Annotated in this window: 18 protein-coding genes and 1 pseudogene; 15 read left to right on the forward strand and 4 right to left on the reverse strand. The window is 73.4% G+C overall.

Annotated features, from left to right (window positions below; all coding sequences use genetic code 11):
• Window positions 1-77 precede the first annotated feature (77 nt).
• On the forward strand, window positions 78-1,553 hold the full coding sequence (locus tag JT362_RS07930) for a hypothetical protein (RefSeq protein WP_260190363.1): 1,476 nt from the start codon (window positions 78-80) through the stop codon (window positions 1,551-1,553).
• On the opposite strand, the gene JT362_RS07935 is transcribed toward JT362_RS07930, so the two are convergent.
• Window positions 1,554-1,733 carry a hypothetical protein gene (locus tag JT362_RS07935; protein WP_260190364.1) on the reverse strand — a complete coding sequence of 60 codons (180 nt, stop codon included), beginning with the start codon at window positions 1,731-1,733 and terminating at the stop codon, window positions 1,554-1,556.
• A 73-nt stretch (window positions 1,734-1,806) separates the two neighbouring features.
• On the opposite strand from JT362_RS07935, the gene JT362_RS07940 reads away from it, so the two are divergent.
• From JT362_RS07940 to JT362_RS07950, 4 genes and pseudogenes are all read left to right on the forward strand, one after another.
• Window positions 1,807-2,718, forward strand: a complete 912-nt coding sequence (locus JT362_RS07940) for a LysR family transcriptional regulator (RefSeq protein ID WP_260190365.1) — start codon at window positions 1,807-1,809, stop codon at window positions 2,716-2,718.
• Complete coding sequence (locus JT362_RS07945; protein WP_260190366.1) at window positions 2,715-3,476, forward strand: enoyl-CoA hydratase/isomerase family protein; 762 nt, start codon at window positions 2,715-2,717, stop codon at window positions 3,474-3,476. The genes JT362_RS07940 and JT362_RS07945 overlap by 4 nt, the downstream gene beginning before the upstream one ends.
• Window positions 3,477-3,573: 97 nt before the next feature.
• Window positions 3,574-3,879 carry a helix-turn-helix domain-containing protein gene (locus JT362_RS35565; protein WP_375546458.1) on the forward strand — a complete coding sequence of 102 codons (306 nt, stop codon included), beginning with the start codon at window positions 3,574-3,576 and terminating at the stop codon, window positions 3,877-3,879.
• Window positions 3,828-3,974 (forward strand): annotated as a pseudogene (locus tag JT362_RS07950) (DUF397 domain-containing protein); the annotation flags it as partial. The gene JT362_RS35565 and the pseudogene JT362_RS07950, both read left to right, overlap by 52 nt.
• Before the next feature lie 2 nt (window positions 3,975-3,976).
• On the opposite strand, the gene JT362_RS07955 reads toward JT362_RS07950, so the two are convergent.
• Window positions 3,977-4,513 (reverse strand): DUF3558 domain-containing protein, encoded by a 537-nt coding sequence (locus tag JT362_RS07955; RefSeq protein WP_260190367.1) that lies wholly within the window; start codon window positions 4,511-4,513, stop codon window positions 3,977-3,979.
• On the reverse strand, window positions 4,510-4,869 hold the full coding sequence (locus tag JT362_RS07960; RefSeq protein WP_260190368.1) for a hypothetical protein: 360 nt from the start codon (window positions 4,867-4,869) through the stop codon (window positions 4,510-4,512). The genes JT362_RS07955 and JT362_RS07960 overlap by 4 nt, the downstream gene beginning before the upstream one ends.
• A gap of 154 nt (window positions 4,870-5,023) precedes the next feature.
• Between JT362_RS07960 and mfd the strand changes: the two genes are divergently transcribed.
• From mfd to JT362_RS07990, 6 genes are all read left to right on the forward strand, one after another.
• Window positions 5,024-8,575: a transcription-repair coupling factor gene (mfd, locus tag JT362_RS07965; protein WP_260190369.1), complete on the forward strand. Its 3,552-nt coding sequence runs from the start codon at window positions 5,024-5,026 to the stop codon at window positions 8,573-8,575.
• A 24-nt stretch (window positions 8,576-8,599) separates the two neighbouring features.
• Window positions 8,600-9,553, forward strand: coding sequence for a SurA N-terminal domain-containing protein (locus JT362_RS07970; protein WP_260190370.1), 954 nt, complete (start codon window positions 8,600-8,602; stop codon window positions 9,551-9,553).
• Window positions 9,550-10,509, forward strand: coding sequence for a nucleoside triphosphate pyrophosphohydrolase (locus JT362_RS07975; protein WP_260190371.1), 960 nt, complete (start codon window positions 9,550-9,552; stop codon window positions 10,507-10,509). Before JT362_RS07970 ends, JT362_RS07975 begins: the two co-directional genes overlap by 4 nt.
• Window positions 10,510-10,568: 59 nt before the next feature.
• Window positions 10,569-13,790, forward strand: coding sequence for a S41 family peptidase (locus JT362_RS35370; protein ID WP_311202674.1), 3,222 nt, complete (start codon window positions 10,569-10,571; stop codon window positions 13,788-13,790).
• Complete coding sequence (locus JT362_RS07985; protein ID WP_260190372.1) at window positions 13,787-14,626, forward strand: class I SAM-dependent methyltransferase; 840 nt, start codon at window positions 13,787-13,789, stop codon at window positions 14,624-14,626. The genes JT362_RS35370 and JT362_RS07985 overlap by 4 nt, the downstream gene beginning before the upstream one ends.
• 69 nt (window positions 14,627-14,695) lie before the next feature.
• Window positions 14,696-15,565: a lytic transglycosylase domain-containing protein gene (locus tag JT362_RS07990; protein ID WP_260190373.1), complete on the forward strand. Its 870-nt coding sequence runs from the start codon at window positions 14,696-14,698 to the stop codon at window positions 15,563-15,565.
• 18 nt (window positions 15,566-15,583) lie between these two features.
• Here JT362_RS07990 and JT362_RS07995 read toward each other — a convergent pair whose 3' ends face one another.
• Window positions 15,584-15,970, reverse strand: coding sequence for a tetratricopeptide repeat protein (locus tag JT362_RS07995; RefSeq protein ID WP_260190374.1), 387 nt, complete (start codon window positions 15,968-15,970; stop codon window positions 15,584-15,586).
• A 138-nt stretch (window positions 15,971-16,108) separates the two neighbouring features.
• On the opposite strand from JT362_RS07995, the gene eno reads away from it, so the two are divergent.
• From eno to JT362_RS08015, 4 genes are all read left to right on the forward strand, one after another.
• Window positions 16,109-17,395 (forward strand): phosphopyruvate hydratase, encoded by a 1,287-nt coding sequence (gene eno, locus JT362_RS08000; protein WP_260190375.1) that lies wholly within the window; start codon window positions 16,109-16,111, stop codon window positions 17,393-17,395.
• Window positions 17,396-17,399: 4 nt separating this feature from the next.
• The gene (locus tag JT362_RS08005) at window positions 17,400-17,957 is read left to right on the forward strand and encodes an FtsB family cell division protein (RefSeq protein ID WP_311202675.1); all 558 of its coding nucleotides are present in this window, start codon (window positions 17,400-17,402) and stop codon (window positions 17,955-17,957) included.
• Entirely contained in the window at window positions 17,954-18,439 is a 486-nt protein-coding gene (locus JT362_RS08010) for a DUF501 domain-containing protein (protein WP_260190376.1), read from the forward strand. The genes JT362_RS08005 and JT362_RS08010 overlap by 4 nt, the downstream gene beginning before the upstream one ends.
• Before the next feature lie 209 nt (window positions 18,440-18,648).
• A complete protein-coding gene (locus JT362_RS08015) occupies window positions 18,649-20,025 on the forward strand; it encodes a lytic transglycosylase domain-containing protein (protein ID WP_260190377.1) in 1,377 nt (458 codons plus the stop codon).
• The last annotated feature ends 76 nt before the right edge of the window (window positions 20,026-20,101 follow it).

Below are 20,101 nucleotides of genomic sequence, written 5' to 3' on the forward strand. Positions count from 1 at the left end.
CAGCCACGAGTACGTGACCAGGCCGAACACGCCCTCCCCAAGTCGACCGACGGGGACGAGCCCGGGGAGGCGGAACGGTGAGCGACGGGTGGTACACGTACAACGGGCAGATCAGGCGCATTCGCGAGTTGCGGGACGACATCGACTACGTCTCCAGCTCGCTCGCCTCCGCCCGGTCCTCGCAGCGGCGGCTGCACGCGGAGCTGTCCAAGGTGCAGGGGTCACTGGAACAGCGGCTCGACCGCCTTTCCGCCGCGTTCGACGCGTTCGTCGAGATCAGTGACCTGCGGGTGACGCTCGGGCTGTTCGACGAGCAGGCCCGGATCCGGCACGTCGCCCGCCGGGTGCTCGACGGGCTCACCGACGGCGAGGTCCCGGACGTCGACGGGTACTGGCTCGCGCCGGCGCTGGTCGCGTTGACCGACCCCGCCCCGCCGGTGACCGCGCTGGCCCTCGATCCGCGACGGGCCACCGTGTTCCACGTGCTCGGCACCGGACTGCTCGGCGGGCGGGAGACCGTCTCGGCCGCACTGCTCGCCGACGCGTTGCCGGCGCTCGGCCCGACCCTGGCGACCCACCGACGAGCGGTCTGGACGCTCGCCGCCGACGGGTTCTTCGGCGACGCCGGCCGCGAGCTGGTGCGGCGGCGCGGCGCCGAGTTCGTGGGCGGCCTCGACTCCGACGCCGCCGTGGACGCGATCACCGAGCTCGGCACCGCGCGCGCCGAGCCGACGGCCGTGCCGAAGGGGATCGAGGACGCGGCCGACCTGTCGGCGGCGCTGGACGCCGGTGCGCGGCTCGCGGCGCTGCGGGCCTGGGTCGACGACGCGCTCGGCGGCCACCGCGACGAGCCGGCGCCCGACCCTTCCGTCCGCCGGTGTCTCGAGCTGCTGATCGACGAGGGCAGCCCGGACGAGCTGCCGCTGCTGGCCAGGGAACGGGAGCTGCGCGCGGTCATCGAGGGCGACGGGGGCACGCCGGCCACGTGGGACGGGCCGGCGGGCGAGACCCTGGCGACGATCCACGCCGACGCGGCCGACGCCGAGCACCCCGCCCGGCGCGCGCTCGCGGTGCGGATGTGCGCGCCGCACGTGCTGGCCGCGGCCGAGCGGCTGGCGGAGACCGCGCGGCGGCCGTTCCCGGCGCGGGTGCGGGCCCGGACCAGGCAGGGGACGGTCACGATCGCCGCCCGTGGAGTCGAGTCGCTGGACGCGGCGCGCCGGCGGATCGAGCTGGCCGCGCGGGTGTCGGAGCAGCGCAGGTACACCGCCTACGGGGCGGCCGGCGTGGCGGCGGTGTTCCTGGTGCTGACGGTCGTCGGCTGGGCGTGGGTGCTCGGCGCGGTGGCGGCGCTCGGCGTGGCCGGCTACCAGTGGCGGACGGACTCGCGGGAGCGGGCGGACGCGATCGCCCGGGCGGAGAAGGCCCGGACAGCCCTGGCCGCGGAGGTCGACGAGCGGGTGGCGGCCGTCGCCGAGTGCCGTTCGGCGCTGGCGGAGCGCCAGTCGACGGTCGACGAGCACCTGGGGGCGCTGCGCTCGGCGCTCGGTTGATCAGGCGGCCGGACGGCTCCGGCTGACGATCCGCACCCGGACGTCGTCGACGACCCTGGCCTGCAGCGAGCCGCAGCGGCAACGGGTCCACAGGGTCAGACCGGACGTCGTGGGGTGGCGGGACACGATCTCGGCCGGCTCGGCGTCGGGCCAGCCGCAGTGCGGGCAGGTGGTGGTCATGGTCCCAGCGTGGGGCCCGCGACTGTGTACGTCCACGTTGACTTTCTGGACGGTACCGTGAAGAGTCGCCTTCATGATTGACCTGCGGCGCCTCCGCGTCCTGCGGGCGGTCGCGCACTACGGCACCATCACGGCGGCCGCCGAGGCCATGCACTTCACCACGTCGGCGGCCTCCCAGCAGATCCGCCAGCTCGCCAGGGAACTCGACGTCACGCTGCTCGAGCCGCACGGCCGCCGGGTGCGCCTCACCCCGGCCGCGCACCGCCTGCTCGCCCACGCCGACGCCATCGAGGCCCGCTGGGAGCAGGCCGAGATCGACCTGCGCACCGCGAGCGACGAGCCGGCCGGAACCGTCCGGCTGTGCGGCATCCCGACCGCGGTCGCGATGCTGCTCGCCCCGGCCGCGCGACCGCTGCGGGCCCGCTACCCCCGGCTCGACGTGCGGATCCGCGAGGTCGAGCAGGAGGTCGGGTACAACCTGCTCTTCGACGGCGAGGTCGACCTGGCGGTGGTCGAGGCCACCTGGTCGAACCCGCCGCCCGGCGACCCGAGGTTCGACCAGCGACCGCTCGCCGACGACCCGTTCGACCTGGTCGTGCCCGCCGACCACGCACTGGCCGGGCGCGACGCGGTGGAGCTGGTCGAGGCCGAACGGGAGGACTGGATCTTGCCGTCGGTCACCTGCACCTGCCGGCGGGTGACGCTCGCGGCCTGCGGCGCGGCCGGGTTCACCCCGAACGTGGCGCACAACGCGCTGGAGTGGAACGCGATCGCGCACCTGGTGGCCAACGGCCTCGGCGTCGCGCTGGCACCCCGGCTGGCGTACCTGCCGACGCACCTGCCGATCGTGCGGCTCCCGCTGACCGGGCGGGCGAGCCCGAGCCGCAAGCTGCTGACCTGCACCCGAGCCGGCGGCCGCGAGCACCCCGCGGTGGCCGCCGTGTTGACCGAGCTGTCCGAGCGGGCGGTTACGGTTGCCGCGTGAGCCTGACCCTCGACGTCGACGGCCCGGTCGCCACCCTGACCATCGACCGCCCGGCCAAGCGCAACGCGATGAGCTTCGAGATGTGGTCCGCGCTGCCGGGCCTGCTCGACAAGGTCGAGGCCGACGACTCGGTGCGCGCGCTCGTCGTCCGCGGCACCGACCACTTCTCCGCCGGCGCCGACATCAGCGAGTTCACCACCCTGCGCGGTGACGCCGACGGCGCCCGCCGGTACAGCCGCGCCGTGCACGACGGCGTTCGCGCCATCACCGGGGTCGGCAAACCGGTCGTCGCCGCGATCACCGGTGTCTGCGTCGGCGGCGGCTGCGAGATCGCGCTGGCCTGTGACGTCCGCATCGCCGCCGACGACGCCCGGTTCGGCATCACCCCGGCGAAGCTCGGCATCGTCTACGACTTCACCTCGACCAGGCAGCTGGTCGACGCGGTCGGGCCCGCGTGGGCGAGCCAGATCCTGCTCACCGGCGACCTGGTCGACGCCGCGACCGCGCTGCGGATCGGCCTGGTCAACGAGCTGCAGCCGGCCGCCGACGTCGTCCCCCGCGCCACCACCCTCGCCACGACGATGGCCAGTCGCGCACAGGTCTCGGTCCGCGGCTCGAAGGCCTTCATCGCCCGCATCCGCGCCGGCCAGCACGACGAGGACGACGCCGTCCGCGCCTGGTACGAGGCCTCGGTCACCAGCGCGGACTACGCCGAGGGCGTGCGCGCGTTCCTGGACAAACGCCCGCCGCGCTTCTGACGATCGCTCGGTCGCTGTGCCCGCCGGACACGGTCGTGCCGGCGCGATCTTCGCCCGGATGGCGCGGAACGCGGGGGTCGGCGGACGCGGGCTCGGTATGGAGCTGTGCCGGCTGCGGGAGCGGTCGGGGCGGAATCTGGAGCGAGTCGGCGGAGTGCTCGGCCGGTCGGCCAACACGCTGAGCCGACTGGAACGCGGCGTGCGTCCGGACATCACACCCGCCGAGGTGTCCGCCCTCCTCGCCGCGATGGGGCACCGTCGGCGCCGACCGCGACCGGGTCCTGCGGATGGACCCAGTTCCCGGCCGAGATCGAGGTATGAAGGCCGGCTGCGGAGAGGTTCAGGAGCAGCTTCAGCGGACCGGAGATCGACTGCGTCGAGGTGGCACGTGCCAGCGACGTAATGGGCGTGCGGGACAGCAAGAACACCGGTTCGATGCTGGTTCTCGCCGAGGTCAGTTGGACGAACCTGATCAGCCACGTCTCAGCCGCCGAATAGCCTCACGGCACGAGCGTGCTCATCACTGATTCGGCGAGCTGGTAGGAGTATTCGCAAGGCGAAGGGTCAGTATCGGAGTCGGAGTAACGGCCGACGTGTGTGGTGAGGTACTGGCCTTCGGCGACGTCGACATCGGTGAAGCAGGAATGCTCGTTCTCGGTCAGTGTGAGGTTTCGTGCGGGAAAGCCTTCGATCGGGTCGGCGGCTTCCACATCGGCCAGCCCGCCTTTCGGGGTCTCGAAGCCCTCATGGGTGACGAGCGTTATGTCTATGAAGCCGCCATCGGTATTCCACACACACTGGGCGTTGCCATGGTCGTCCTCGCCAGGCTCGGCGGGGCCGGCGATGCTGAAGGTGTTGTGATCGGACTGCCGTAGCAAGGTGCACGGGTCGATGTCGTCCAGCGTGATTTCGCGCGGTCGATCGGACTCGTCCGAGGCACTGGGTGCTGGCTTGGACTCACCGGGCGACGTGGTCGTGCAACCGGCAGCGAGCAGGACGATGGCCAGGAACGCACCGAGCCGCGCGATAACGGTCATGAGGGTTCCTCGCGGAATTTGGCGGTGTTCTCGTCCTCGACGAGGCCATAAGTGGCGGCCGTTTCGCCCAGCTTGGTCGCCATCTTGTCGAGCCGGTCGACATATGCCCACACGGCGTCCGCCGCTTGCCCGCAGTTCTCGCTCATGATCTTCATCGTGTCGATGCTGCACGGATCGGAGCCTGGCGGAGGGATATCGCGTAGCTTGTGCTCGTTGTCGATCAGCCAGTTGCGCAACCGGTCGCGTTCGTCCTCGATGCCCTTCTTCAGGGTCAGGAGTTTGTCCGGCGGGACGATCATGCGGTACTCGGGTATGGGTACGCCCGAACCCGCGGCGCCGACTTCGATGCCATCCATGCTTCCCCCAGGAACGCACGGTTACCTACTCGACACTTGAGCGTAGCGCGAAAACCCCGTTGGTGCCTGGGCGTAGGCTCGGGGGCGAGAGGATCCCCCGCCCTCGTCCTGGGCAGGGGTCTGTCCGCGTGCTCGTCCGAGGGGTTCCACCACAGTGTCCGCATCGCTTGCCGGTCTGCTCGACGCCGTCCTGCCCGATCCCGCCCTGACCACCGTCCTCGACGCGGCCGGTACCGCCGACCTCGAACTCGAAGGCCCCACCGCCGCCCGTCCGCTGGTCGCCGCCGCCCTCGCGGGCAAGGCCGACGTCCTCGCCATCACCGCGACCGGGCACGAGGCCGACGACCTCACCAGCGCGCTCGAAGACCTCCTCGGGCCCGACCAGGTCGCCAACTTCCCCTCCTGGGAGACCCTGCCGCACGAGCGCCTCTCGCCCCGCGCCGACACCGTCGCCCGACGGCTCGAGATCCTGCACCGGCTGTCCAGCGGGAACGCGCCGCGCGTCGTCGTCGCGACCGTGCGGAGCCTCATCCAGCCGATGGCGCCCGGCCTCGGCGACCTCGCGCCGGTGCACCTCGAGGTCGGGCTCGAACACGACTTCGACGACCTCGTCGAGCGACTCGTCCAGCTCGCCTACACCCGTGTCGACATGGTCGAGAAGCGCGGCGAGTTCGCCGTGCGCGGCGGCATCCTCGACGTCTTCGTCCCCACCAGCGAGCACCCGGTCCGGGTCGAGTTCTGGGGCGACGAGGTCAGCGAGATGCGCGCGTTCGCGGTCGCCGACCAGCGCTCGCTGCCCGGTGAGGTCACCGAGTTCACCGCGCCGCCGTGCCGGGAGCTGCTGCTCACCGAGGACGTTCGGGCCAGGGCACTCGACCTCGCGCAGGAACACGCCGCGGACGCCCACCTCGCCGAGATGCTGGCCAAGCTCGCCGACGGCATCCCCACGGAGGGCATGGAGGCCCTCATCCCCGTCCTCTGCGCGGGCGAGCTGCAACTGCTCACCGACGTCCTCCCCGACGGCGCGCACGTCCTGGTCATCGACCCGGAGAAGGTCCGCACCCGCGCCCACGACCTCGTCCGCACCGGCCAGGAGTTCCTCGAAGCCGCGTGGATGGCCGCCGCCGGCGGTGGCAAGAGCCCGCTCGACCTGGGCCGCAGCGCGTACCGCGAACTCGGCGACACCGCCGCGCACGCCCGCGACACCGGACACCCGTGGTGGACGCTGTCCCAGCTCACCACCCCCGACGAGACCGTCGTCCAGCTCGACGTCAAGCCGGTCGAGGGCTACCGGGGCGACGTCTCCCGCGCGTTCACCGACCTGCGCGCGCACACCGCGGCCGGCGGCGCCGCCGTGCTCGTCGTGCCCGGCGCCGGCACCGCCCGCCGCGCGGTCGAGCAGCTCGCCGAGGCCGACGTCCCGGCGACGCTCGCCGAGAACGGGCTGACCGAGCCGCCCCGGCCGTCGGTCGTCACGGTCGTGCGGGGTTGCCTGGAGGAGGGGTTCCTCGCACCGGAGCGCGCGCTCGTCGTGCTCACCGAGACCGACCTCACCGGCGGCCGGCACGGCACCTCCACCCGCGACCTGTCGACCAAGATGCCCTCGCGCCGGCGCAACGCCGTCGACCCGCTCGCGCTCAAGGCCGGCGACTACGTGGTGCACGAGCAGCACGGCATCGGCCGGTACGTGGAGATGGTGCAGCGCACGGTCTCCGGTGCCACCCGCGAGTACCTGGTGCTGGAGTACGCCTCCTCGAAACGCGGCCAGCCCGGCGACCGGCTGTTCGTGCCGACCGACCAGCTCGACCAGGTCTCCCGCTACGTCGGCGGCGAGCTGCCCACGCTGAACAAGCTCGGCGGCTCGGACTGGAAGAACACGAAGTCGAAGGCCAAGAAGGCGGTCAAGCAGATCGCCGCCGAGCTGGTGCAGCTCTACGCCGCCCGCCAGTCCGCGCCGGGACACGCGTTCGGCGCCGACACCCCGTGGCAGCGCGAGCTGGAGGACGCGTTCCCGTTCACCGAGACCCCCGACCAGCTGGCCGCCATCGACGAGGTCAAGGCCGACATGCAGCGCGGCGTCCCGATGGACCGGGTGATCTGCGGCGACGTCGGCTACGGCAAGACCGAGATCGCGGTGCGCGCGGCGTTCAAGGCCGTGCAGGACGGCAAGCAGGTCGCGGTGCTGGTGCCGACCACGCTGCTCGCCCAGCAGCACCTCAACACGTTCACCGAGCGGATGCAGTCGTTCCCGGTCACCGTGCGCGGGCTGTCCCGGTTCACCCACGGCCCGGACGCCGACGCGGTCATCGAGGGCCTGGCCGCCGGCGAGGTTGACGTGGTGATCGGCACGCACCGCCTGCTGCAGACCGGGCTCCGGTACAAGGACCTCGGCCTGGTGATCGTCGACGAGGAGCAGCGGTTCGGCGTCGAGCACAAGGAGCACATCAAGGCCCTGCGCACCCACGTCGACGTGCTGACCATGTCGGCGACGCCGATCCCGCGCACGCTGGAGATGTCGCTGGCCGGCATCCGCGAGATGTCGACGATCCTGACCCCGCCCGAGGACCGGCACCCGATCCTCACCTACGTCGGCGGCTACGACGACAAGCAGGTCGGCGCAGCCATCCGCCGCGAGCTGCTGCGCGACGGCCAGGTGTTCTACGTGCACAACCGGGTGTCGTCGATCGAGAAGGCCGCCCGCCGCCTGCGCGAGCTGGTTCCCGAGGCCCGGATCGTCACCGCGCACGGTCAGATGAACGAGGACCGCCTGGAGAAGATCATCGAGGGCTTCTGGACCCGCGAGCACGACGTGCTGGTGTGCACGACGATCGTGGAGACGGGCCTGGACATCGCCAACGCGAACACCCTGATCGTGGAGCGCGGCGACATGCTCGGCCTGGCGCAGCTGCACCAGCTGCGCGGCCGCGTCGGCCGGGGCCGGGAGCGCGGCTACGCGTACTTCCTGTATCCCCCGGAGGCCCCGCTCACCGAGACCGCGCACGACCGCCTGGCGACGATCGCGCAGAACACCGAGCTCGGCGCCGGCATGGCGGTGGCCATGAAGGACCTGGAGATCCGCGGCGCCGGCAACATCCTGGGCGCCGAGCAGTCCGGCCACATCGCCGGCGTCGGCTTCGACCTGTACGTGCGCCTCGTCGGCGAGGCGGTGGACGCGTTCCGCAAGCACGCCGGCGCCGAACCAGGCGAGGAGGAAGAGGAACTGGCCGAGGTGCGGGTCGACCTGCCGATCGACGCGCACATCCCGCACGACTACGTGCCGGGGGAGCGGCTGCGCCTCGAGGCGTACCGCAAGCTCGCCGCCGCGGCCGACGCCGACGAGCTGTCCGCGGTACGCGACGAGCTGCAGGACCGGTACGGCACACCCCCGCTGCCGGTGGAACGCCTGTTCGCGGTGGCCGCGTTCCGCCAGGTGTGCCGACGCCACGGCGTCCGCGAGGTCACCACGGCGGGCAGCACGATCCGCTTCGCCCCGCTCCAACTGCGTGACTCGCAGACCGTGCGCCTCAAGCGCCTGCACCCGAAGGCGGCCTACAAGGCGGTCACCGGAACGATCTCCGTCCCCCGCCCCACCGAGGGCGCGGCAGGCGGCCGCATCGGCGCCCCCCAACTACGCGACCAGAACCTCCTCGACTGGTGCACGAAGTTCCTCGAGTCCCTCGAGATCGCCCCCGCACCGGTCGGGTGATGCGCTGTGAGAGGCTAACCAGCCGTGACGACTGCCAAGCTGCGCATGCCCGGGCTGATCGCCGTCCTCGTGTCGCTCGTCGCGGGGCTCACCGCGTGTGGGTCGGGGCCGGGCCAGATCAACTCGGCCGTGATCATCGACGGGTCCGCGATCTCGGTGGACCAGGTGCAGGCGCTGGTCGACAAGGTCGTGGCGGAGCAGCCGGCCGCGCAGCAGCTGGCCCGGGAGCGCAAGCTCGACCTCGTCGCCCGTGAGGCGCTCGGCCAGCTCATCGTGCACGAGGTCCTCGACGACGCCGCCGAGCGCGCGGGCATCACCGCCGACCGGTCGGAGGTCACCGCGTTCCTCGAGCAGGACCCGCTCGGCCAAGAGCTGCCGACCGACGGCAGCGTCCCGCCCGAGCAGCTCGTCCAGCAGCTCGTCTTCCGCGCCCGCGACGCCGGTGACTACGCCCGCGACCAGGTCCTGCTGACCATGCTCGCCGAGGAGTACCTCGGGCGCGCCTCGGTCACCTACAACCTCGTCCAGCTCGACAACGCCGAGGACGCCAACACCCTCGCCGAGCGGATCGCCGCCTCGCCGGCGGACTCCGAGCAGCTGATGAACGAGGCGGGCGGCCAGGGCGGCGCGCAGCTCGAAGCGTCGACCGGCGCCACCCCGGACGGGGTCTACCTCACCGCACCCGAGGGCAGCGTGTTCGTCCTGCCGGCCGGGCAGGGTCAGGGCGGCTTCCAGGTCGTCCACGTGCTCGACCGCGAACTCTCCTCGCAGGCCGACCCGAGCGCCATCGCCGCGGTCCCGCCGGAGCAGCTGCCCCTGCTCGGCCTGTTCGCCCTGCGCGAGGACACCATGGCCGCCGACATCGAGGTGAGCCCGCGCTACGGCGTCTGGAACCACGCCATCGTCGGCGTGGTCCCGAAGTCCGAGGCCGAGGTCTCCGGCGCCGTGCTGGCGCCGTCCGACTCCGCCCGACCGTGACCGCGGCCGGCCCGGCGGGCAGCACCGTCGTGCTGGTGGACCGGGACCAACTGCCGGCGGCCGCGGTCCCGCTGCTGCGCTCGACCGACGCCGTGTTCGCCACCGGCAAGGTTGATCTCGGCCTGCCGTTCGCCCCGCCCGACCTGACCGACCGCGCGCTCGCCGGCCCGCTCGTCCTGGTCACCGACGACCTCGACGACCCGGCCGCCGCCGCGTTGCTCGCCCGCGGTGCCTCGGTGCTCGCCGCGCCCCGCGCCGGCGCCGCGCTGCTGGACGCCGTCGCCGTGATGGACCGGCTCCGCTCACCCGGCGGCTGCCCATGGGACGCCGAGCAGACTCACGAGTCCCTGCGCGTCTACCTGGTCGAGGAGTGCTTCGAACTCCTCGACGCCATCGACGACGGCGACCGCACCGCGCTCCGCGAGGAACTCGGCGACGTGCTCCTCCAGGTGCTGTTCCACGCCCGGGTCGCCGAGGAGCACCCGGACGATCCGTTCTCGCTCGACGACGTCGCCGGCGCGCTGGTCGCCAAGCTCGTCGGCCGGCACCCGCACGTGTTCGCCGGGGGCGACCCCGCCGTGCACGACGCCTCGACCCAACAGGTGCGCTGGGAGGAGCTCAAGCAGCAGGAGAAGCGCCGGGAGTCCAGTGTGGACGGCGTCGCCACCGGCCAGCCCGCGCTCGCGCTGGCCGCCAAGCTCGTCTCCCGCACCGCCCGCGCGAACCTCCCACCCGACCTGCTGCCGGACGACACCGACACCGGCGCCCGCCTGTTCGCCATCGCCGCGGACGCCAAGCTCGCCGGGGCCGACCCCGAGGGCGAGCTGCGGGCCGTCGCCCGCCGCTTCGCCGCCGACGTGCGTGCCGCCGAGCGGGCCGCCCGCGCCGCCGGCACCGACCCCGCGACCATGGACGCCGACACCTGGCGCCGCCACTGGCCCGGCCGAACGCGGTGACGGGCGCCGTCACCGCATTGTGGCGGCGCCGTGTCGGTGCGAATGGCTAACGTGGCGGCGTGACCGACTCCTACCTCCGCTTCCCCCACCTGCACGGCGACCTCGTCACCTTCGTCGCCGAGGACGACGTGTGGCTGGCCCCGCTCGACGGCGGTCGCGCCTGGCGGGTCACCGCAGATCAGGCCCTCGTCGGCTCGCCGCGCTTCTCCCCGGACGGGACCCGCCTCGCCTGGACCAGCTGGCGCGACGTCGAGCCGGAGGTGCACGTGGCACCGGTCGACGGCGGCCAGGCCCGCCGGCTCACCCACTGGGGCGACGTCGACACCGAGGTCCAGGGCTGGACGCCGGACGCGCACGTCGTCGCCACCAGCACCACCGGCCAGCCCTCCATCCGCAAGACCTGGGCGCACGCGATCGACCCCGACACCGGCCGCTCCCGCCGGCTGCCCTACGGCCCGGTCGGCGGCCTCGCGTTCGGCCCCGACGGCGCGGTCCTGCTGCTCGGCGCGTTCTCCCGGGAGCCGGCGCACTGGAAGCGCTACCGCGGCGGCACCGCCGGCAAGCTGTGGCTCGACGCGGACGGCGACGGGGAGTTCGCCCGCGTCCTGCCCGACCTCGCCGGCAACCTCGCCTCGCCGCTCTGGGTCGGCGACCGGATCGCGTTCCTCTCCGACCACGAGGGCGTCGCCGACCTCTACTCCTGCCGCCCCGACGGCGACGACCTCCGCCGCCACCCGGTCGACGCGCCCGACCGGTTCTACGCCCGCAACGCCACCACCGACGGCCGCCGGGTGATCTTCCACCGCGCCGGCCGCCTCTGGCTCCTCGACAGCCTGGACGCCGAGCCGCGCGAGCTGGACATCCGCCTCGGCGGCCCCGGCTCCGCCCGCGCGCCGCACCCGGTGCCCGCCACCCGCGGCCTCGGCGGCGTCGGCCCCGACCGGACCGGCCGGGGCAGCGCGATCGAGGTCCGCGGCACCGTGCACTGGGTGACCCACCGCGACGGCCCGGTCCGCGCGCTGGCCGCCACTCCCGGCGTGCGGGCCCGGCTGCCGCAGACCCTCGGCGACCACGTCGTCTGGGTCACCGACGCCGACGGCGAGGAGGCGCTGGAGATCGCCCCGGTCGACGGCAACGCCCCCGGCACCACCCCGCGCCGCATCGGCGCCGGTGAGCTGGGCCGGGTGCTGGAACTGGTCGCCGCCCCCGACGGCCGCCGGGTCGCGGTCGCCACCCAGGACGGCCGGCTGCTGCTGGTCGACGTGGAGAGCGGCGACCTGCGCGAGGTCGCCCGCAGCGACGAGGGCGACCCGGAGGACCTGGCGTTCTCGCCCGACTCGGCCTGGCTGGCCTGGTCGCACCCCGGGCCGCACCCGATGCGCAACATCCGGATGGCCAGTGTCACCGACCTGTCCACGGTCGACGTCACCCCGATCCGGTTCGTCGACTCCGACCCGGTGTTCACCGTCGACGGCAAGCACATCGCGTTCCTGTCGGCGCGCAGCTTCGACCCGGTCTACGACGTGCACGTGTTCGACATGGCCTTCCCCAACGGCTCCCGCCCGCACCTGGTGCCGCTGGCCGCGACCACGCCGTCGCCGTTCTCCCCGCAACTGCGCGGGCGCCCGGTGCAGGACGAGGACGACGACAAGGACAAGGACAAGAGCGGCGACCACAAGGACGACGACGCCGCGCCGCGCACCGAGGTCGACCTCGACGGGCTGGCCGAGCGGGTGGTCCCGGTCCCGGTGGCGGCGGCCAGGTACTACGGCCTGCGCGCGGTCAAGGGCGGCCTGGTGTGGCTGCGGGCCCCGCTGACCGGCGCGCTCGGCGAGGACGGCGACCTCGACGACGAGGACCCGCGCCCGGTGCTGGAGCGCTACGACCTCACCAAGCGCAAGCTGGAGCAGTTGGCCGACGGCGTCGACCAGGTGTGGACCACCGGCGACGGCGAGCGGCTGCTGGTGCGCGACGGCCGGACCCTGCGCGTGCAGCAGTCCGACCGCAAGTCCGACGGCGACTCCGACAGCGGCGACGACGTGCGCGTCGACCTGTCCCGGGTGCGGGTGACGGTCGACCCCGGCGCGGAGTGGCGGCAGTCGTTCGACGAGGCCTGGCGGCTGATGCGCGACCACTTCTGGCGCGCGGACATGGGCGGCGTCGACTGGTCGGCGATCCGCGACCGGTACCGCCCGCTGGTCGACATGGTCGGCTCGCACGACGAGCTGGTCGACCTGCTGTGGGAACTGCAGGGTGAGCTGGGCACCTCGCACGCCTACGTCAGCCCGCCCGGCCGAGGCGCCGATGCGGCCAGGCGGATCGGTCTGCTCGGCGCCGACCTGGCCCGCGACGAGGACGGCTCGTGGCGGATCACCAGGGTGCTGCCCGGTGAGTCGTCCGACCCGAGAGCCCGCTCGCCGCTGCGCGCGCCGGGTGTGGCGGTTCGCGACGGCGACGCGATCCTGGCCGTCGACGGGCGGCCGGTCGACCAGGACGCCGGCCCGTCCCCGCTGCTCGCCGGTACCGCGGACAAGCCGGTGGAGCTGACCGTCGCCCCGGCCGGCGGCGGCGCGGCCCGCAGCGTGGTCGTGGTGCCGCTGCTCGACGACATGACGTTGCGCTACCACGACTGGGTGGCCGACCGGCGCCGGTACACGCACGAGGCGAGCGACGGCCGGATCGGGTACCTGCACGTGCCGGACATGATCGCCAACGGCTGGGCGCAGCTGCACCGCGACCTGCGGCTGGAGGTCCGCCGCGAGGCGCTGATCGTCGACGTCCGGGAGAACCGGGGCGGGCACCTGTCGCAACTGGTGGTGGAGAAGCTGGGCCGGGAGATCATCGGCTGGCAGGTCAGCCGGGACGGGCACCGCGCGGAGAGCTACCCGGCCGACGCGCCGCGCGGGCCGATCGTCGCCGTCGCCAACGAGTTCTCCGGCTCGGACGGCGACATCGTCAACGCCGCCATCAAGGCGCTCGGCATCGGCCCGGTCGTCGGCGTGCGCACCTGGGGCGGCGTGATCGGCATCGACATGCGCTACCACCTCGTCGACGGCACGCTGGTGACGCAGCCGAAGTACGCGACCTGGCTGCGCGGCCCAGGCTGGAGCGTGGAGAACTACGGCGTCGACCCGGACGTCGAGGTCGTGATGAGCCCGCAGGACCACGCCGCCGGCCGCGACCCGCAGCTGGACACCGCGATCCGGATGGCCCTGGAGGCGCTGGACCGGACCCCGGCGGCGAGCCCGCCCCCACTGCCCCCGCTGGAGGGACGCCCGTGACGACCTTCGACCCGCGTACCGAGGCGATGATCGAGGCCAACCGGGCCAACTGGGACGCGCGTACGCCCATCCACCGGGCCAGCGCGTTCTACGGCCTGGACGGCAGCCGCGCGGCCGAGGACTGGTTCGCCGCCTACGAGTGGTCCGACCTGCCGGCCATGGCCGGGGCGGACGTCCTGCACCTGCAGTGCCACCTCGGCACCGAGACCCTGGCGTTCGCCGAGCGCGGCGCGCGCACCGTCGGCCTGGACATCTCCGGCGAGTCGGTCCGCGAGGCCCGCGCGCTGGCCGCCGACCGCGGCCTGGACGTCGAGTACGTGCGGGCCGACGTCTACGACGCGGTCTCGGCGGTCGGTCGTGCCTTCGACGTCGTCTACACCGGCAAGGGCGCCCTGTGCTACCTGCCGTCGCTCGACCCGTGGGCGCGGGTGGTCGCCGACCTGCTGAAACCAGGTGGATCGTGCTATGTCGTCGAGTTCCACCCGCTGCTGTACGCGCTCGGCGTGGTGCCCGCGCCGGAAGAGGACGGGCTCGTGCTGCGCAACGACTACCTGAGCGGGCGGGGCGCCGAGGAGCGGGACGCCACCCGCACCTACACCGACGGCCCGGCGCTGACCGAGTCGACGGTGGCCTACGAGTGGCGGCACGAGGTGGGCGAGGTGGTGACCGCGCTGGTCGGCGCGGGTCTGCGGGTGGAGCGGGTGCGTGAGGACCCGAGGCTGCCGTGGCCGCGCTGGCCGTCGATGGTCCGCGACGCCGACGGCTGGTTCGCGCTGCCGGAGTCGGCCCCGAGGATCCCGCTGCTGTACGCGGTGCTGGCGGTGAAGCCCGGGTAAGGGTGTGGCGCGGATAACCATGAACGGGCACCGGCCACGGTTCCGCGCACGGGTACGTAGCCTGATGACGTGGCCGCAACTCCGACTCCGCCGTCCTTCCCCGGGGCGACGGCGACGCTCGACCCGCCACCCGGCCCACCGCCGGGCCGGCGCCGCCGGTTGGGGCCGCTGCTGCTCGTCCTCGCCCTGGTGGCGGCGCTGGGTGTCGCGGTCGTCGTCGGCATGAACCGGTCCGACGAGCCGGAGCGTCAGGGGAGTCCGCCCCCGTTCCCGATCCCGGAGCTGGACGTTCCGCCGCGCAGCGCCGTCCCGGCCGTCGCGGCGATCGCCCCCGGCGGCGCGCGGGACGCGACCCGCCCGACCGCCGAGGCGGTGCGCTCCTGGGCGTCCGCGCTCGCCGAGCGCACGCAGATCCCGGCCCGCAGCCTGGTCGCCTACGCCGAGGCGGAGCTGACGATCCGCGACACCGAGCCGGGCTGCGGCCTGAGCTGGTCCACCCTCGCCGGCGTCGGCCGGGTGGAGTCCCACCACGGCCGTTACGGCGGCTCGGACATCGGCGCGGACGGTCGCCTGACCCCGCCGATCATCGGCATCCCGCTGGACGGTTCGCCGGGCGTCAAGGCCATCCCGGACACCGACGGCGGTCGCCTGGACGGCGACGCCGAGTGGGACCGCGCGGTCGGCGCCATGCAGTTCCTGCCGACGACCTGGTCCCGCTGGGGCGCGCGGGCCTCGGGCGACGGGCGCTCCCCGGACCCGCAGAACATCGACGACGCCGCCCTGTCCGCGGCCAGGTACCTGTGCGCGAGCGGCGGCGACCTGTCCACGGCGCAGGGCTGGTGGCGCGCCGTGCTCACGTACAACGAGTCGGTCGCCTACGGCCAGAACGTCTTCAGCGGCGCCGACGCCTACGCCAAGGCCGCCCGCGAACTGCGATGAAGGACGCCTTCATCGCGGTCAGCGGTCGCGGTCCACGGCGATCCTGGCGCTGACCTCGCCGAGCGCCTCCTGGTACTCCGGCAGCGGGCGCATCGCGACGGCCAGCCGGAGCTGGGTCTGGGCCTCGGTCATCCGGCTCTGCCGCTGCAACGCCTTGCCCAGGGCGAACCGCGCGTAGTGGTCGGTCGGGTCCAGCTCCAGGACGCGCAGGAACGCCTGCTCGGCCCGCCGCAGCTGCGCCGACCCGAGGTACGCCCGCCCGGCGAGCAGCTGCACCGACGGGGAGTCCGGCTCGGCGTCCAGCGCGGGCCGCAACGCGGCCAGGGCATCGAGCGGCCGGCGTTGCGCCACCAACGCCTCCGCGCGGCGGAACGCCTCAAGTGGATCGGGTGCGTTCTCGACCATGGTCACCCCCAACGCTATCCAAACACGCACTGTTCCGCGCGTGCCTCCAACGGGTGACAAATCCTCCCCGCTACGCTGCTCCCTGCACAGATGCGCAACGGCGCGCGTGAACACCGATGCCGGTTGAGGAGCAAGCACGTGGCGGTTATCGAGCAGGTTGGCGCGCGCGAGATCCTGGATTCCCGGGGCAACCCGACCGTCGAGGTCGAGGTCGCGCTCGACGACGGGACCCTGGCCCGCGCCGCGGTGCCCTCCGGGGCCTCCACCGGCGAGCACGAGGCCGTCGAGCTGCGGGACAAGGACGTCAAGCGCTACCTGGGCAAGGGCGTGGAGAAGGCCGTCACCGCCGTGCTCGACGAGATCGGCCCGGAGCTGAACGGCGTCGACGCCGTCGACCAGCGCATCGTCGACCAGAAGCTCGTCGACCTCGACGGTACGTCGGACAAGGGCCGCCTCGGCGCGAACGCCATCCTCGGCGTCTCGCTCGCGGTCGCCAAGGCCGCCGCGGACTCCAGCGGCCTCGAGCTGTTCCGCTACGTCGGCGGCCCGAACGCGCACGTGCTGCCCGTGCCGATGCTGAACATCCTCAACGGCGGCGCGCACGCGGACACCGACGTCGACATCCAGGAGTTCATGATCGCCCCGATCGGCGCCGAGTCCTACCGGGAGGCGCTGCGCTGGGGGGTCGAGGTCTACCACGCGCTCAAGGGCGTGCTGAAGGAGCGCAAGCTCGCCACCGGCCTCGGCGACGAGGGCGGGTTCGCGCCGAGCCTGTCCAGCAACCGCGAGGCGCTCGACCTGATCGTGCAGGCCGTCGGCAAGGCCGGCTTCACCCTCGGCCGGGACATCGCGCTCGCGCTGGACGTCGCCGCCACCGAGTTCTACCGCGACGGCGCCTACCAGTTCGAGGGCAGCAAGCGGACCGCCGAGCAGATGCTCGCGTACTACGCCGAGCTGCTCGACGCGTACCCGATGGTGTCCATCGAGGACCCGCTGGCCGAGGACGACTGGGACGGCTGGGTACGGCTGACCGACGAGATCGGCGAGCGCGTGCAGCTGGTCGGCGACGACCTGTTCGTCACCAACCCCGACCGGCTGGAGGAGGGCATCGCCCGCCGCGCCGGCAACGCGCTGCTGGTCAAGGTCAACCAGATCGGCACCCTGTCCGAGACGCTGGACGCCGTCTCGCTGGCCACCTCCTACGGCTACCGCAGCATGATGAGCCACCGCTCCGGCGAGACCGAGGACACCACGATCGCCGACCTGGCCGTGGCGACCGGTGTCGGCCAGATCAAGTCCGGCGCTCCGGCCCGCGGTGAGCGCACCGCCAAGTACAACCAGCTGCTGCGCATCGAGGAGACCCTGGGCGACGCCGCCCGCTACGCCGGCGACCTGGCCTTCCCCCGGTTCAACCCGGAGTCCTAGGACGATGGCCGGGCGCGAGGACGACCGCGGCCGGCGGCGCGGCGGTTCGTCCGCGGGCGCCGGCCGTACCGGGCGCCGGCCGAGCAGTGCCCGCCGGACCAGGCCGGCCGACGGGCGTCCGGCCAAACCGACGACGCCGGAGCGTGACCGGCCGCCGGACCGGCGCGGCCGCACGGTCCGCGCGGCCGCCGCGTTCGGGCTGTCCACCACGCGACGGGCCGCGGTGCTCGCGATCGTGGTGTGCGCGCTCGCGCTGACGGTCGCGGTGCCGCTGCGCACGTACCTGTCCCAGCGCGACGAGGTGCAGATCCAGGAGGAGCGTGCCCAGCAGCTCCGCGAGCAGGTCGACGCGCTGGAGCGGCGCAAGGCCGAGCTGGCGGACCCGGCGCAGGTGGAGGCCGAGGCAAGGCGGCGACTGCGCTACGTGATGCCCGGCGAGACCCCGTACATGGTGGAGCTGCCCGGCGACGACCAGCGCGAGGGCGACGGCGAGGAGGAGCAGAAGCGCGTGCTCGAGGAGTCCTGGTACGTGACGCTGTGGAACGCGGTGTCCGGCCGATGACCCTGCCACCCGTCAGCGAGTCCGACCGGGCGACGGTGGCCGCGCAGCTTGGCCGCCCGCCGAGGGCCGTCCGTGCCGTCGCCGCGCGTTGCCCCAGCGGTCACCCGTCCGTGGTGCAGACCAGCCCCCGGTTGGAGGACGGCACCCCGTTCCCCACGCTGTACTACCTGACCTGCCCCCGCCTGACGTCGCTGGTGAGCAGGCTGGAGGCGAGCGGCCTGATGCGGGAGATGACCGAGCGGCTCGGTACCGACCCCGACCTCGCGGCGAAGTACGAGGCCGCCCACCGCGGCTACCTGGCGCAACGGGACGCGATCGAGCCGCTGGGCACCGAGGTCAGCGCGGGCGGCATGCCGGGACGGGTGAAGTGCCTGCACGTGCACGTCGCGCACGCCCTGGCGGTGGGGCCGGGCGTGAACCCCTTCGGCGACGAGGCCCTGGAGCTGCTCGCGCAGGACTGGCCCGCCGGCGACTGCGCCTGACCGGCCGACACCAGAAGTTCGTTCCCAGGCAACCTCCTGGGTGAATGTGTACCGCCGACGAGGTCAACTCGTTCGTCTTGACTCCACTCAGACCTCTTTATTGTCAGGATGGATCGTGAGACCGTGGCACACGGCACGTGAGTCGGCACTGGCTGCGATCCGGTAATCGATTCGGGTGTCACACAGGTCAGCGAAGGGGATCGGTACTGGTGAGTGCATCGAAGAAGCACAGATCGACCGCCAAGGAGGAGCGCCGCGTCCGGCGGCGTCGCCGAAAGCTCGCGGCCGCCACCAGTTCGGTGCTGCTCGTCGCCGCCGCCGTCACCGGCGAGCCGATCGGCCTCGCCGCCGGCCCGGTCCAGGCCGCGGCCGCGGCCGGCGGTGGCCTGCACGGCATGACCGACCCCGACAGCGTCAGCGCCACCGGCGAGCCGGGCGACAACCGAATCGGCGACGAGGTGCTCAAGGCGGCCGGTGACCTCGAGCGCCTGCTCCAACTCGGCACCCCGGATGTGCTGCCCGTCGGCCAGCAGGGCCTCCCCGGCATCATGCTCGAGGCGTACCGCAACGCGGCCAACCGCCTCGCCGTCGACCAGCCGAACTGCAACCTGCACTGGTCGCTGCTGGCCAGCATCGGCCGGATCGAGTCCAACCACGCCCGCGGCGGCCAGGTGGACGCGCAGGGCAACACGGTCCCCCAGATCCTCGGCCCCGTCCTCAACGGCGGCGGTTTCGCCGCGATCCGGGACACCGACGGCGGCGCCCTCGACGGCGACTCCCGCTGGGACCGCGCCGTCGGCGCGATGCAGTTCATCCCGTCCACCTGGCAGGGCTACGTCTCCGACGGCAACGACGACGGGGTGTCGACCCCGCACAACGTGTGGGACGCGACCCTGGCCGCCGGCCGGTACCTGTGCTCGGGTGGCATGGACCTGTCGGACCCGGAGGACCGCGCGACCGCGGTGTTCCGCTACAACCACTCCGACAGCTACGTCACGACGGTCCTGATCTGGGCCGAGGCGTACCGCAACGGCGCCCCGGTCATCCCGAGCGACCCGGTACTCCCCGACACCCAGGCCCTGGGCCCGGCCCCCATCGTCGGCGGCCCCACCCCCAGCGGCGACAAGCCGGCCCCCCACAAGCCCGGCAAGCCCAAGCCGACCCACCAGAAGCCCCCTCCCGGCGGCTCGAATCCGCCCGGTGGTGGTGGGGGCACCACGACGTCCCCGAACCCGACGACCAGCACCAGCACCAGCACCACGACAACCACCACTCCGCCGCCCTCGTCGTGCGAGGAGCCCCCACCGGACCCGAACGACCCGCCGGAGCCCCCGGAGTCGCCGGAGCCCCCGGGCGAGGAGAACCCCAGCACCCCGCCGGAGACGACCGACCCCACGGACCCCCCGTGCGATGACGGTTCGTCCGAGGAGCCCACGCCGGACCCGACGACCCCGCCGGGCGAGACGACGCCCCCGGACTCCGACTCGGGCTCCCAGGACCCGAGCCCGGACCCCACGACCACGAACTCCGCGGTCGCCAGCTCCTCGACCCGGCGTTCCACCGGCCGCCTCCCTGCGACCACCTGATCGAGTCCCGCACTCCTGACGCGGGCGGGCCCCCCCCCCCGGCGGGGGGGCACCCGCGGCAGGCGGCCCAGGACAA

This window comes from Actinophytocola gossypii (assembly GCF_025165815.1).
GTDB lineage: Bacteria > Actinomycetota > Actinomycetes > Mycobacteriales > Pseudonocardiaceae > Actinophytocola > Actinophytocola gossypii.

Coding starts and splice junctions, on each gene's coding strand:
- JT362_RS07935 (WP_260190364.1), bottom strand. CDS start 1,733: ATGACCACCACCTGCCCGCACTGCGGCTGGCCCGACGCCGAGCCGGCC.
- JT362_RS07995 (WP_260190374.1), bottom strand. CDS start 15,970: ATGGTCGAGAACGCACCCGATCCACTTGAGGCGTTCCGCCGCGCGGAG.
- JT362_RS07960 (WP_260190368.1), bottom strand. CDS start 4,869: ATGGATGGCATCGAAGTCGGCGCCGCGGGTTCGGGCGTACCCATACCC.
- JT362_RS07940 (WP_260190365.1), top strand. CDS start 1,807: ATGATTGACCTGCGGCGCCTCCGCGTCCTGCGGGCGGTCGCGCACTAC.
- JT362_RS08010 (WP_260190376.1), top strand. CDS start 17,954: ATGACCCTGCCACCCGTCAGCGAGTCCGACCGGGCGACGGTGGCCGCG.
- JT362_RS07955 (WP_260190367.1), bottom strand. CDS start 4,513: ATGACCGTTATCGCGCGGCTCGGTGCGTTCCTGGCCATCGTCCTGCTC.
- JT362_RS35565 (WP_375546458.1), top strand. CDS start 3,574: ATGGAGCTGTGCCGGCTGCGGGAGCGGTCGGGGCGGAATCTGGAGCGA.
- JT362_RS08005 (WP_311202675.1), top strand. CDS start 17,400: ATGGCCGGGCGCGAGGACGACCGCGGCCGGCGGCGCGGCGGTTCGTCC.